Raw genomic sequence first — 13,372 nt, 5'->3', positions numbered from 1 at the left:
GCGGACGGCCCCGGGGAGCGCCCCCGGGGCCGTCTTGGGGGAGCCCGCCGGAATCCTGGCCCGGGCGGAGGGAATCGAAGGGGGAGTACCTCCGGGACGAACAGATCGGGGATCGGCGGCTTGCCGACAGCCAGGCCGGGCCCGATGAGCGACGGCATCTTCTGCCGAGTCGGCACGAAACCGGTGTTGGATGGTATGATTTCAAGAAATATCAACTCATTGCGGCGCATGGAGTAGATCTCTCGCAAAAACCTCCCGCACAGGGACCCCGAGAATCCCTCTAAAGACTACCTTAATACTAGACGATAGCACTCTCCCCCGCGGGACCGCGCCGGACGCGCGCCCCGCCGACCCGGTGGACGCCCGGCGTTCCCGCTGCCAAGGAGAGTTCCATGTCCCGCATGCTGACCACTTGCGCCCTCGTCGCGCTGATGATCCTGGCCGCGCTGCCGGCCCTGGCCGGAGAGCCGGCCCCCCAGTCGGTCGTCGCGTTCGCCCACGGCAAGCTGGCCGACTACGGCCACGACCCGGTCATCGTGGCGGCGGTCAAGGCCGCCAACGCCGAGGGTCGCACCCTCGACCAGATCCAGGCCCGCGACGCCGAGTGGCGGGGCACGGCCGGTCTGGACGACGGCATGAAGGCGATCATGGACTCCGCCTGCGGCCGCCACCTGGCCCAGCTCGTCGAGGAGAACGCCTGGTTCGCCGAGATCTTCGTCATGGACAACCAGGGCGCCAACGTGGCCATGAGCGACAAGACGTCCGACTACTGGCAGGGCGACGAGGCCAAGTTCCAGAAGTCCTTCGCGGCGGGCCAGGGCGCCGTGTTCATCGACGAGGTCGAGTTCGACGACAGCGCACAGGTCTACCAGGTGCAGGTCTCGGTGCCGGTCTTCGACGGCGACACCGTGATCGGCGCCATCACCTTCGGTGTCGACGTCGACGCCGTCGAGCAGTCGGGCGTCTAGCAGGAACGGAACCATGGCGAAACTCGGCAACATCACCATCCGGCAGCGCCTGGCGGGCGGATTCGCGATCATGGTCGTGATCACGGCCGTGATCGGCGCCCAGGGCCTGTTCGGCAGCGCGCGCATCTACGACAACCTGGTGGACATCTCCGACGAGCGCATGCCGGCCCTGGGGCATCTGCTCGCGGCCGACCGCGACGTCCACCGGCAGGTCGTGGCCGAGCGCTCGATGATCTTCGCGAATCCCGCCACGGACGACTTCCAGCGCCTGCTGACGGAGTACGAGACCAGCCACGCCGACGCCCGGACCGAGTGGGACGCCTACCGCGCCCTCGCCCACGACCCGCGCATGCAGGACGACATCGCGGCGTTCGAGACGGCCTGGACCGCGTGGTCGGACCTGTCCCGGCAGATCGTGGACGGGCGCGCCGAGGACACCCGCGCCGGGCGGCGCCTCGCCCTCGACCTGGCCCTCGGCGACGCCGCCGTGGCGTTCCAGGACCTGCGCGAGCACCTCGACGCGCTGGTGGGGATCGAAACCGCCATGGCGACCGCCGCGCGCACCACCGCCGGCGGCACCTTCCAGCGTCTTTTCTGGATGCAGATCGCCCTGGTGGCGGCGGGCGTCCTGGGCGGCCTGGCGCTGGGCTGGCTGATCCATCGCGGCATCGCCGGCGCGCTGGAGAAGATGATCAGGAGCCTCGCGGGCACGGCCCGCACGCTGACCGAGGCGTCCGATCGCGTCACGGAGAGCAGCGCCGAACTGGCCTCGGGGTCGACCCGCCAGGCGGCGGCGGTCGAGGAGACCTCGGCCGCGCTCCAGCAGATGGACGCCCAGAGCCGCACCAACGCGACGAGCGCCCGCGAGGCCGACACGCTCATGCAGGGCATCAGCGGCGCCATCGCGACCGCCGACCGCAGCATGGCCGACCTCGATGCCTCCATGAACGAGATCACCGCGGCCAGCGCGGAGACCCAGGGCATCGTCCGCACCATCGATGAGATCGCGTTCCAGACCAACCTGCTGGCGCTCAACGCGGCGGTGGAAGCGGCCCGGGCGGGCGAGGCCGGCAAGGGCTTCGCCGTCGTCGCCGAGGAGGTCCGCAACCTGGCCCGGCGCGCCGCCGATTCGGCCCGGGACACCGGTGCGCAGATCGAGGCGAACATGGGCCGCATCCACGCGGGCAGCACCATCGTCGAGCGCACCATCGCGGCCTTCGGCGTGGTGTCCCGCAACGCCGGGCAGGCGGTCGACCTGGTGGGCGGCATCGCGACGGCATCGGACGAGCAGGTCGCCGGGATCGAGGAGATCACCCAGGCCATGGGCGGCATCGACCAGGTGACGCATCAGGCCGCCGGCAGCGCCGAGCACTCGGCCAGTTCGGCCGTCGAGATGCAGCGCGAGGCCGATCGCCTGGTCGGCTACGTGTCCGACCTCAGGGCGCTCGTGGGCGGCAGGGTCGCGGTCTGAGACACCGGTCGGCGGGCGGCGGAAACCGGAAGAAAGGCCCGGGAAACTCCCGGGCCTTTCTCGTCTCGTCGCCCCGTCCGTGGCGGGATTCCGCTCGTGTCGGCCACGAAACGGGCAGCGGTGTCGATGGTATTCCCTTGCCGTCGGCCGACCGCGCGGCCTAGAATGACGCTCGCGCGTCGGCGTCCGCATCTGCCGGAGGTGGAGTGTCATCGGACTGGTCAAGTGTGTCGATTGCGGCAGGGACATTTCGGACCGGGCGCCGGCCTGCCCGCACTGCGGAGCCCCGTCCGAGGGCGCGCGGGCGCCCGGCAGGCGACCGGAGTCCGGCGGCGACGGCACGTTCGCGGCCGGTCAGGAGGCGGGCCGCGGCTGCATGCTGTTCTTCACGAGCACGGTCATGGCGTTCGTGATCTTCTTCTTCACGTGGATGCTGGGCGTCACCTACATCGCCACCCGGATCGGGGCGTTGAAGGATGGCGAGACGCCGTCGCTGTGGGTCGGGTTCTTCCTCTTCGTCGCCCCCGTCATCGTCGCCATCCTGGGCCGCAGGGTGATCCGGCGGGTGATCCCGCTGATCATGGGCAGCGCCCTGCTGATCATCTTCGTGGTCGTCGGGCTGTTCGTCATCCTGACCTTGGCTTCGGTGGCGCTTTCCGGATTCCACTGGCCCGGGGCCCACTGATCGCGGTGCGGCCGCTCACGCAGAAACAGGCACGGCGCGCACCCCGTCCTCGGCGCCCCCTGCCGGACTCCCCCCACACCAGGCCCGCCGGCGGGCCCGGCCCGAACGGCCCCTACCGGTCGAATCCCGCCCCGGCCAGCTGCGTGCGCACGGCCTTGACGATGGCGCCGCCGAGGGTCTCGTCGTCGCCGGCGGCTGCCCGGCGCTGCATCTCGGCCGCCAGGTATTCGTCACGGGCCGCGGCCAGCTGCGCGATCTCCGCCTGGATCTCCTGACGCTCCGCCCGCATCGACTCCAGGTGCTCGCGCCGCTGGTCCGGGGTCATGGCCTGCATGTCCTCGGGCAGGTTCGCCGTCGGCACCTTGTCCAGGATGTCCCGGTCGTCGGCGTAGCTGTCGACGAGGTCCCGACCGCTGTTCCGGTACATGGCGCCGGCCTTGGTGATGGACCGCTTCACGGCCACCGAAGGCGACAGGCTGCCGGCGTTCTCGTCCTGGACCGACTGGTTGGAGCCGAAGTAGTCCCGCTCCTTCTTGGCGCCGAACCAGATGTAGGTCCCGTTCAGATCCTCGTTCAGGCGCAGGATCCGGTCGTCCTGGGGGCACCGGATCTGCACGACCTCGCGGTCCTGGTCGATGTTCAGCGCTTCGCCCCGGCCGAGGCGGGCGCCCTCGGCCCACTTCCCGTCGACGCCCGTGCGGTGGTCGCCGCAGTGGATCGTGTTGACCACGATGCTGCGCTCGACCGCCCGGCCGCACGAGTCGTGGAAGTCGACGCCGCCCTGGGTGAAGGGCTCGTTGCCCGCGATGAAGATGGCCCGGTAGGAGTCCGCGGCGGCCGTCCAGTCCAGCCGCGTGATGGCCTCGTCGATGACCTGGCCGCAGTACTCGTCGCCGCCCTTTGTCTGCAGGGCGAAGAGGGCCTCGGACAGGGCGTCGAGGTCGTCGCCCAGGGGCACCACCTGCCGGATATAGCCCTCGCGGGCGGGCAGGTTGGTGTTGCCGTACTCGAAGAGGGCCACCCGCAGCGCCGGCGCGCAGCCGGCCTTCTTCGCCGCGGCGAACTCCTGCACGATGGTCCAGAGCTGGCTCTTGGCCTGGTTGATCAGGCCGTCCATGGAGTTGGAGGTGTCGAGCAGGAGCGCGATGTCCACGCCGGGGGCTGCGGGCGTGGTGTGGGCGGCGGACAGGGTCGGGGCGAGCAGGAGCAGGCAGAAGCCGAATACGATCGTGGTTCGCAGCATGATGGCCTCCCGGGATGGCGGAATCGGAATCGATCCTTCTATCCCGGGTGGGGCATCCGGTTCCCGGCCGGTCGCCGCTACCGCGCGAAGAGCTGCGACGGATCGGCGAAGGCCTTGAACTCGAGGGCGTTGCCCGCGGGGTCGCGGAAGAACATGGTCGCCTGCTCGCCGACCTCCCCCGCGAAGCGGACGTAGGGCGCGATAACGAACGCCACCCCCGCCCCGGTGAGCCGATCGCGCAGCGAGTGCCAGTCCGCCATGTCCAGCACGACCCCGAAGTGGGGCACCGGGACGTCGTGGCCGTCGACGGGATTGTGGTCGGACGGGTCGCCGCCCGGGTCCCGCGAGGGCACGAGGTGCGCGACGATCTGGTGGCCGTACAGGTCGAAGTCGATCCACGTGGCGGCGCTGCGGCCCTCGGGGCAGCCGAGCAGCCCGCCGTAGAAGCGGCGCGCGGCGGCGAGGTCGTCGACGGGGAAGGCCAGGTGGAAGGGGCGGATGTCGCTCATCGGGGCTCCCGGGGTGAGGGGGTCGGGTGTCGGCGCCGGCATCCCGACACCTTCCGACTATACCCGGACGGGTGACCCGGAATCACGGGATTTGGCCGGCAAGTGGTGCCCCGATAACGCGATAGTTTGATTTTTGGTTATACGTGCCGTACCATTGAGCCCATTGAATCGCCCAGCGCCCCACCCGGAACGCCGTGCCCCCCGCGCCGGCCCCGGGTCCGATCGCTGGTTTCCCCTTGCTGCGGCTCCCCGCGAGGTGAATCCGATGAACCGACTGCTCTCGCCCCGATCCCTGTCCGCGCTCGTCCTGGCCTGGCTCTGCGCGACGATCGCCGCCCCGGCGGCCCGCGCCGACGTGCTCATCTCCGAGCTGTGCGACCCGCGGCTGGACTACCTGACCGACCGCTACATCGAGGTGTGGAACTCCGGCCCCGCGACCGTCGACCTGACGGGCTGGCAGATCACGGCCATCGGCAACGGCGTCGACATCTTCACCTGGACCCTGTCCGGATCGATCGCCCCGGGCCAGGCCCTGGTGGCCGGCGACACGGCGACCATGAGCACGTTCCAGGTCGACTTCGCCGCGGCGTCGTGGTCGGACAACACCACGACCTGGAACGGCAAGATCGGCGACGGGGCGCGGCTGAAGAACGGCTCCGGGACGGTCGTCGACGAGATCGTCGCGCCGGGCACGCTGTTCGAGAACCTGACCCTCGTGCGCAACGAGGGCGTCGTCGCGCCCAGCACCTCCTACATCGCCGCCGAATGGACCGGCACCGCGGTCGACTACCCGACCGAGGCCACCCCCGGCACGCACTGGAGCATCGGGCCGGACGGGCCGGTCATCGGCACGCCCGTGGCGAGCCCCGCCAACCCCCTGGCCACCGACACCGTCGCCGTGCAGGCGACCGTCACGGACGCGCTGGCGACCATCACCGGCGTCGAGCTGGCCTGGGGCACGTCGGCCGCGAGCCAGCCGAACACCATCGGCATGACCGATCTGGGCGGCGGCCTCTACGGGACGACCACGGACATCCCGGCCCAGGCCGGCGGCACCACCGTCCACTACCGGATCACCGCATCGAACGACGCCCCGGCCACGACCGTCTCCGACCTGTTCTCGTACGTGGTGACCGATGCGGTCACCATCGCGCAGATCCAGGGCGCGGGGGCCACCTCGCCCTACGTCGGCCAGTCGGTGCAGACCACGGGCGTGGTCACGGCCAACGACGGCACCTTCCACGTCATCCAGGACGGGACCGGCCCGCGCAGCGGCCTGTGGGTCGCCGGAACGGGCGGCACCATCCCGCCCGGCACCGCGGTCACGGTCAGCGGCATGGTCGGCGAGGCCGACGGCAACACCGTCCTGACCGGCGACGTGGTGGCGGGAGCCTGGGTCGGCCTGCCGGCGCCGCAGGTCCTGACGACCGGCGCGGCCGCCGGCGAGGACTGGGAAGGCGTGCTGGTCCGGGTCGAGAACGCGGCCTGCACCGTCAGCAGTCCCGGCGCCGGCCTGTGGGCGGTCGACAACGGCGGCGGCGACCTGCGGGTGGCCGGGACGGCCGTGAGCGGCCTGATCCTCGGCACCGTCTACACCATCACCGGCCCGGTGAACGGCGCGGCCGGCGCCGGCGGCGGCATCGTCCCGGACCTGCCCGCCGACATCGTCTGGGTGGCCGACACCGCGGCGCCCGCCATCACCGACGTCAGCGCGCCGGGCCCCCTCACCGTGCTGGTGACGTTCTCCGAAGCCGTGTCCCCGGCCACGGCCCAGGTCGCGGCGAACTACACCCTGGACGGGGGCGCGGTCACGTCCGTGGTCCTGGCGCCCGGCCGCACCGACCAGGTCGAGCTCTCGGTGGCCCAGATGGCCACCGGCAGCCACACCCTCGTCGTCGACGGCGTCACCGACGCCTACGGCAACGCCATGGCCGGCGTCCCGGCGATCTTCCCCTACTACGGGGGCAACATCCCCGCCGGCTACTACGACACCGCCGAGGGCCTGACCGGCGAGACACTGCGCGGCGCGCTGCACGACATCATCGACGGCCACACGACCATCAGCTACGACGGCCTGTACGGGGCCTACTACACCACCGACGTCAAGCCCAACGGCAAGGTGTGGGACATGTACTCGGACGTGCCCGGCGGCACGCCCCCCTACGAGTACGACTTCGGCGTGGACGAGGGCGGCGACCCCGGGGCCGAGGGCACCGGCTACAACCGCGAGCACACCTGGCCGAGCAGCTGGTACGGCGGCAGCGGCACGCCCTACACCGACGTGTTCATCGTCCTGCCCACGGACAACCGCGTGAACAACTTCCGCAGCAACTACCCCTACGGCGAGACGGACGCCCCGGACTGGACCTCGCTGAACGGTTCGAAGCGCGGGCCCTGCTCGTACCCCGGCTACACGGGCGTGATCTTCGAGCCCATCGACGGCTACAAGGGCGACTTCGCGCGCATCTACTTCTACTTCTCGACCCGCTACTACGGCGAGGACGCCGGCTGGCCCGGCAGCCCGGGCGTGGACGGCTCGCAGCTGCTCGAGTGGACGAAGAACATGATGCTCGAATGGAACGCCGCCGATCCGGTCGACCAGAAGGAGATCGACCGCAACGAGGCCGTCTACGCGATCCAGGGCAACCGCAATCCCTTCGTCGACCGCCCCGATTTCGTGCAGAAGGTCTTCCAGCCGGGGCTCAGCCCGGTCGCGCAGCCGCTCGTGCCGGCCGCGACGGTGCTCTTCCAGAACGCGCCGAACCCGTTCAACCCCTCCACGACGATCCGCTACGAACTGCCCGCCGCCGGCGTGGTCGACCTGCGCATCTACGACGTGGCCGGACGGCTCGTGCGCGCGCTGCACCACGGCGTCGAGAGCGCCGGCCCGCAGGAGAAGACCTGGCTGGGCCGCGACGAGCGCGGGCAGCCGGTGGCGTCGGGCGTGTACTTCTACCGCCTGGTGGCCGGGGACGAGGTGCAGACGCGGCGGATGCTGCTGGCGAAGTAGGCGACCGGCCGCCCCGCAGAATCCGAACGGCCCCGGAGATCGATGTCTCCGGGGCCGTTCGTTCGTCACCGCCCGGATCGGGCCCTTCCGCGGCGCCATCCTCTGCCGCCCGCCGGCCCCGGGAACTCCTCCGCGCCGTTGCGCACTCCCCCCGCGGATTCCGCATTCCCCGGCAACCTTCAACCGCCCGGAGTCCGCCATGCTGAACAAGAACCTGTTCGCCCTGACCCTGTCCCTGCTCCTGCTCCTGGTCGCCGCCTGCGGGAAAGACGATCCGGCCGGCCCCGCGCCCGAGCCCATCGCCTACGACCTGACCCTGAAGATGTCCTCGATCGACGTCACGCGTTCCTGCGATCCGGACGGCCCCGGAGAGTTCCTCTGGCGGCTCATCCTGCGCAAGGAGGACGAGTTCGGGAACATGATCACCATCCACGACACCGGCGAGCACCTGGAGGTGATCGACGCGGGCACGCGCCTGGGCATCCAGATGGACCCGGTCCCCTTCCGGCTGCCGAACGACCCGAACGCGCATTTCGAAGTCCAGTACTGGGTCTGGGAGAACGACGGCCCGTCCAACTCCTTCATGGACATCGGCGCGCACGACCACCGGCGGGACAGGAGTTCCGACCAGCTGTGGGCGGCCAGCCGGGCCTACGAAAGCGATCGCTACTACGAGAACGCCGACGGGAGCGGCAACGGCCTGTTGAAGTTCTCGCTGTGGACCGACTACGCGACCTGCAGCGGCTCGGCCTACTATTACGTGACGTGGACGCCGGTGATGCCCTGAGCGGTCGGACCGCCTGACCGCGACCGGCCGAACGGGTCCGCGGGGTGCCCTCCCCCGTCCCCGGACCCCAACACCCCCTGGGGCGGCGACGGCGCCGGCAGAATCGCCGGTGGCCCCGTTGGTTCGCCGGCACCGAGCCGACGTGCAGGCAACCTGCAGCAGGAGCCGCGCCGGAGCCCCGCCGCCGCCACGGAAAACGGAAAAGGGGCCCGCAAGGGCCCCACTCCGATCCCACCGTGCCGGTCTGGCTCAGTACGACTGCGCGAACAGCACCCGCCCGATCGACTTGTTCCCGCAATGCACGCAGGTCCCCTCGGTGGTGTCCCGCTCGAACGGCACGTTCCGGATCGTGACCTTCGTCTTCTCCTGGATCGTGTTCTCGCAGTCCCCGTCGCCGCACCAGTGGCAGTGGGCGAAGCCGCCCTTGCCCTCGAACAGCTGCGTGAACTCCTCCCAGGAGTCGATCTCCACCGTGGCCTCGGTGCGGCGCGCGAGCGCGGCGTCGTAGAGGTCCTGCTGGATCCGCGCCAGCTCCGCCGGCAGCGCCGCCGCCAGCTCGGCGAACGGCACCGGGTTCTTCGCCCGGTCGTGCCGTGCGGCCATCATCACCTTCTGGTCGGCCAGGTCGCGGGGACCGAGCTCCAGCCGCACGGGCACGCCCTTGCGCTCCCACTCGGCGTACTTCCAGCCCGGGCGCATGTTGTCGCGCTTGTCCACGTGCACGCGGCCCACGATCGGAGCCAGCTCGGCAGCCAGCTTCTCGGCGGCCGCGACGACCTGCGCCATCTCCTCGTCGTTCTTCCAGATGGGCACGATCACGGCCTTGGTGTGGGCGATGCGCGGCGGCAGCACCAGGCCGTTGTCGTCGCTGTGGGTCATGATCAGGGCGCCCATGATGCGCGTCGACATGCCCCAGCTCGTGGCCCACACGTGCTCGACCTGGCCCTCGGCGCTCTGGTACTTCACGTCGAAGGCCTTGGCGAAGTTCTGGCCCAGGTCGTGGGACGTGGCGGCCTGCAGGGCCTTGCGGTCCTGCATCATGGCCTCGATGGAGAACGTCTCCACCGCGCCGGCGAAGCGCTCGTTGGCCGTCTTGGTGCCGCACACGACGGGCATGGCCAGGATGTCCTCGGCGAACCAGCGGTACACCTCGAGCATCTGCAGCGTCTCCTCGCGGCCCTCCGCGGCGGTGGCGTGGGCCGTGTGGCCCTCCTGCCAGAGGAACTCGGTCGTGCGCAGGAACATGCGCGTGCGCATCTCCCAGCGCATGACGTTGGCCCACTGGTTGATCAGGATGGGCAGGTCGCGGTAGCTCTGGATCCACTTGCGGTACTGGTCCCAGATGACCGTCTCGCTGGTGGGGCGGATGATGTACTCCTCCTCCAGCTTCGACTCCGGATCCGGAATGACATCGACCTTGCCGTTGCGCTCCACCTGCTTGAGGCGGTGGTGCGTGACGATGGCGCACTCCTTGGCGAATCCCTCGACGTGCTGGGCCTCCTTGGCCAGGAAGCTCTTCGGGATCAGCAGCGGGAAGTAGGCGTTGACGTGGCCGAGCTCCTTGAACTTGTCGTCCAGGGTGCGCTGGATGTTCTCCCAGATGGCGTAGCCGTTCGGCCGGATCACCATGCAGCCGCGCACGGGGCTGTTGTCGGCCAGCTCGGCGGCCTGGATGACGTCCTGGTACCAGCGGCTGTAGTCGTCGGCGCGCTTGGTGATCTCTGCCATGGGTCTCTCGCCTTCCCTCTTCTGTCAGTCGGTTCGCAAGTGAAAGGCCCCGCGGCGACGCTGCGGGGCCCGGGAATGATAATAGATATCGGGCGGGGGAGAAAGGCCCGACGGGGCCGCGCTCAGAACCGCTTGCGGTACGCCGCCTGCACGATCGTCTGGTCCTGCTGCGGATCGTACCCGATCGTCGCGCGGGCGGGCCGCTCGCTGTCGAGGCGCAGGATCTCCACGAGGACCCTGTCCCGCGGGCCGAAGTCCCGCGCCACGGCGAAGCAGAAGGCCTTGCCGTCCTCGCTGTTGTCGTCCTCGACGAGGTACGTCTCGTCCTCGACCGCGAAGGACTCGGCCCGCGCGCTGAAGTGCCAGGGACCGGTGCCGTAGCGGGCGAGCAGGAAGGCCGTTTCGTAGTGGACGTCCACGGCCACGTTCTCGCCGTCCGGTTTGCGGCCCATGTAGGTCACGCCCGGCATGTACTGCGCCAGGAGCTCCAGGCCCGGGATGGGCCGGTACTCGGCCCAGAAGTTATAGAAGCGCGTGTCCCACGCGTACTGCTCGTAGTCGTAGGCCGCCGGGTCGCCGCCATTGTCGTAGTAGAACGCCCCCGCGGCCAGCCGCTCGCCGAGTTCACCCTCGAGGCCCACGTGGTAACCGACCCGGCCGTCGATCTCGCGCACCGGGTGCACCCAGTGGGGCTGCCAGGGGATGAAGCCGCCGCCCGGTCCGATGGCCGGCAACGGCGCCAGCGGCAATCGGCTGAAGGCCCCCACCTTGACGTCGCCCACGCCCCAGCCGCGGTAGGCGAGCAGGGTGCCCGCCGGATCGTTGAAACCGAACAGCCCGCCGGTGAACCGCCACGTCGTGGTCTCGCCGCGCCAGGTCAGGCCCAGCTGCGCCCCGAGGGCCCGGATCTCCTCGCCCACCCAGCTGTTCGCCGCCGCGGCGGTGATGGTGTAGGGGGTCGTCCAGGCCGGTCCGGTGTGCTCGCGGCTGATGTGCGGGAAGTAGAGGCCGGCCTTCAGGTCCCAGGACAGGGCCGAGCGCGGCACCGGCTTCCAGGTCACGAAGGCCTCGACCAGGTCGACCGGCTCGTCCTGCTGCTCGCCGTACTGCAGGTGCACGAAGGCGGCGGTGGTCCAGCCCAGTTCGACGTCGATCAGGGCCGAGAGCTCGGCCAGCGTCAGGGCACTGCGCGAGGCGCCGTCGGGGTGGCCACCCCAGCGCCCCTTGCCCAGGCCGCCGTCGAGCCACGAAGGCTCGCCGTCGGCCGACCAGGCCCGGATGTCGGCGAAGAGTTCGGCGCGCACCTGGGGCATCCCGGCCCGGGCGGCGGTCGACCAGCAGGTGAACGCCGCGAGCGCGCCCACCACGGTCAGCAGGTGACGGGTCGGCCTAGACATGGCTTTCCTCCCGGAGCAGGTTCTCGAGTTCGGCGACCGTGGTCGGCCGGCCGATGTGGTAGCCCTGGAGCATGTCGCAGCCGTAGCCGCGCAGCAGGTCGACCGTGGCCGCGTCCTCGACGCCCTCGGCGGTGACGCGCAGGCCGAGGTTGTGGCCCAGGTCGATGGTCGAGCGCACGAGGATGCGGTCCTCCTCGCTCTGCGCCAGGTTCATGACGAAGGACTTGTCGATCTTCAGCTCGTCCACGGGCAGGCGCTTGAGGTAGCCGAGGGACGAGTAGCCCGCCCCGAAGTCGTCGATGGCGAGCCGGACGCCCAGGCCGGACAGGCTGCCCAGCAGGTCGAGGGCCCGCCCGGGATCGTCCATGACCGCCGATTCGGTCAGTTCCAGATGGAGCAGCGGCGCGGGCACGCGGTGCCGCTGCAGCAGGTCGCGGATGCGGCCCACCAGGCCGCGGTCGGCCAGATCGGTGGCCGAGATGTTCACCGCCACGGCCAGCTCGTGGCCCTCGCCGCGCCAGGCCGCGATGCGGGCCACGGCCTGCTCCAGGGCCCAGTGGGTCAGATGGCGCACGTTGCCCGTGCGTTCGGCCAGGGGAATGAAGTCGTCGGGCGGCACGAAGCCCCGGGTCGGGCTGTGCCAGCGCACGAGCGCCTCGACGGCGGTGATCCGGCCGGCCCGGCAGTCGAACTTGGGCTGGTAGGCGAACTGGACCTCGCCTGCGCGAAGGCCCTCGCGCAGGTCGCTCATGAGGGACAGGCGCCGCTCGTGGGCGCCCTGGGCCGACGGGTCGTACCACGCCGTGCCGTCCGGGGCGGTGCGGGCGCGGTCGAGGGCCGCGTGGGCGCGCTGCAGCAGCGTGGCCAGGTCGAGGGGCGCGCCGTCACGGTCGACCAGGCCCAGCCGCAGGCCCACGTCGACGGTGGTGCCGGCCACCTGGAAAGGCGTCAGGAATCCGTTGCGGATGATGGACGCCACCACGTCCGGCGCGGGCTCCGGATCGATCAGGACCACGAACGCCTCGGTCGCCACCCGCGTGACCGGTGCACCGCAGAGCCGTTCGAGCCGCTCCCCCACCCCGCGCAGCAGCGCATTGAGGGACTGGTGGTCGAGGACCGTGCGCAGCTCCGGCAGCTGCTGCACCTCGGCCATCACCACCGCGTAGGGCCGGGCCATGATCTCGCGCCGCGTCAGCAGCGAGGCCAGGCCGAGACGGTTGGGCAGGCCCGTGTCCGCGTCGTGCTCGGCCTGGTGGCGCAGCCGGCCTTCGCGCTCCTGCACGGCCACGACCATGCGGTTGAAGTTGTCGGCCAGATCGGCGAGCTCGCGCTCGCGGGTGGGCGGCAGCACGCTGCGGTAGTCCCCTTCGGCCACGCGCCGCGTCACGCCGGCGAGCTCGCGCAGTGGCCGGGTCAGGTTGCGGGCGATGGCCAGGCCGCCCGCCACGAGCACGACGAGCCCGAGGGCGAACACCGCCAGCAGCGTCAGGACGAGCTTGCGGTAGGGGGCCAGCGCCTCGGCGACCGGGTAGGAAAGCAGGGCCGCGGCCGCGGCGGGGCGGTCGGGGCCGGCG

10 protein-coding genes are annotated in these 13,372 nt (G+C 70.7%); 5 read left to right on the top strand and 5 right to left on the bottom strand.

Going from position 1 to position 13,372, the window contains the following annotated elements:
• Positions 1–392 precede the first annotated feature (392 nt).
• The 3 genes from KDM41_14280 (at position 393) to KDM41_14270 (ending at position 3,124) form a co-directional block, all read left to right on the top strand.
• The gene (locus tag KDM41_14280; GenBank protein MCB1184594.1) at positions 393–968 is read left to right on the top strand and encodes a PDC sensor domain-containing protein; all 576 of its coding nucleotides are present in this window, start codon (positions 393–395) and stop codon (positions 966–968) included.
• Positions 969–981: 13 nt separating this feature from the next.
• Positions 982–2,439 carry an MCP four helix bundle domain-containing protein gene (locus tag KDM41_14275; GenBank protein ID MCB1184593.1) on the top strand — a complete coding sequence of 486 codons (1,458 nt, stop codon included), beginning with the start codon at positions 982–984 and terminating at the stop codon, positions 2,437–2,439.
• A gap of 190 nt (positions 2,440–2,629) precedes the next feature.
• Complete coding sequence (locus tag KDM41_14270; GenBank protein ID MCB1184592.1) at positions 2,630–3,124, top strand: zinc ribbon domain-containing protein; 495 nt, start codon at positions 2,630–2,632, stop codon at positions 3,122–3,124.
• Between the two features lie 112 nt (positions 3,125–3,236).
• Here the strand turns inward: KDM41_14270 and KDM41_14265 are convergent, their stop codons facing one another.
• Positions 3,237–4,367: a VWA domain-containing protein gene (locus KDM41_14265; protein ID MCB1184591.1), complete on the bottom strand. Its 1,131-nt coding sequence runs from the start codon at positions 4,365–4,367 to the stop codon at positions 3,237–3,239.
• Between the two features lie 77 nt (positions 4,368–4,444).
• On the bottom strand, positions 4,445–4,876 hold the full coding sequence (locus tag KDM41_14260; GenBank protein ID MCB1184590.1) for a VOC family protein: 432 nt from the start codon (positions 4,874–4,876) through the stop codon (positions 4,445–4,447).
• Positions 4,877–5,141: 265 nt separating this feature from the next.
• Here KDM41_14260 and KDM41_14255 point away from each other — a divergent pair, with 265 nt between their 5' ends.
• Both KDM41_14255 and KDM41_14250 read left to right on the top strand, forming a co-directional pair.
• Complete coding sequence (locus KDM41_14255) at positions 5,142–7,886, top strand: endonuclease (GenBank protein MCB1184589.1); 2,745 nt, start codon at positions 5,142–5,144, stop codon at positions 7,884–7,886.
• 199 nt (positions 7,887–8,085) lie between these two features.
• Positions 8,086–8,673: a hypothetical protein gene (locus tag KDM41_14250; GenBank protein MCB1184588.1), complete on the top strand. Its 588-nt coding sequence runs from the start codon at positions 8,086–8,088 to the stop codon at positions 8,671–8,673.
• 249 nt (positions 8,674–8,922) lie between these two features.
• On the opposite strand, the gene KDM41_14245 is transcribed toward KDM41_14250, so the two are convergent.
• From KDM41_14245 to KDM41_14235, 3 genes are all read right to left on the bottom strand, one after another.
• Positions 8,923–10,401, bottom strand: coding sequence for a proline--tRNA ligase (locus tag KDM41_14245; GenBank protein MCB1184587.1), 1,479 nt, complete (start codon positions 10,399–10,401; stop codon positions 8,923–8,925).
• Between the two features lie 122 nt (positions 10,402–10,523).
• Positions 10,524–11,798 carry a hypothetical protein gene (locus tag KDM41_14240; protein ID MCB1184586.1) on the bottom strand — a complete coding sequence of 425 codons (1,275 nt, stop codon included), beginning with the start codon at positions 11,796–11,798 and terminating at the stop codon, positions 10,524–10,526.
• Positions 11,791–13,372, bottom strand: a 1,582-nt coding sequence (locus KDM41_14235; protein MCB1184585.1) for an EAL domain-containing protein, incomplete at its 5' end; no start/stop codon positions are given. The genes KDM41_14235 and KDM41_14240, both read right to left, overlap by 8 nt.

It is taken from the genome of bacterium (assembly GCA_020440705.1).
Classification (GTDB): Bacteria; Krumholzibacteriota; Krumholzibacteriia; order LZORAL124-64-63; family LZORAL124-64-63; genus JAGRNP01.
This window is presented reverse-complemented; position numbering and strand designations above follow the sequence as displayed.

Coding starts and splice junctions, on each gene's coding strand:
- KDM41_14280 (MCB1184594.1), top strand. CDS start 393: ATGTCCCGCATGCTGACCACTTGCGCCCTCGTCGCGCTGATGATCCTG.
- KDM41_14275 (MCB1184593.1), top strand. CDS start 982: ATGGCGAAACTCGGCAACATCACCATCCGGCAGCGCCTGGCGGGCGGA.
- KDM41_14265 (MCB1184591.1), bottom strand. CDS start 4,367: ATGCTGCGAACCACGATCGTATTCGGCTTCTGCCTGCTCCTGCTCGCC.
- KDM41_14260 (MCB1184590.1), bottom strand. CDS start 4,876: ATGAGCGACATCCGCCCCTTCCACCTGGCCTTCCCCGTCGACGACCTC.
- KDM41_14255 (MCB1184589.1), top strand. CDS start 5,142: ATGAACCGACTGCTCTCGCCCCGATCCCTGTCCGCGCTCGTCCTGGCC.
- KDM41_14250 (MCB1184588.1), top strand. CDS start 8,086: ATGCTGAACAAGAACCTGTTCGCCCTGACCCTGTCCCTGCTCCTGCTC.
- KDM41_14245 (MCB1184587.1), bottom strand. CDS start 10,401: ATGGCAGAGATCACCAAGCGCGCCGACGACTACAGCCGCTGGTACCAG.
- KDM41_14240 (MCB1184586.1), bottom strand. CDS start 11,798: ATGTCTAGGCCGACCCGTCACCTGCTGACCGTGGTGGGCGCGCTCGCG.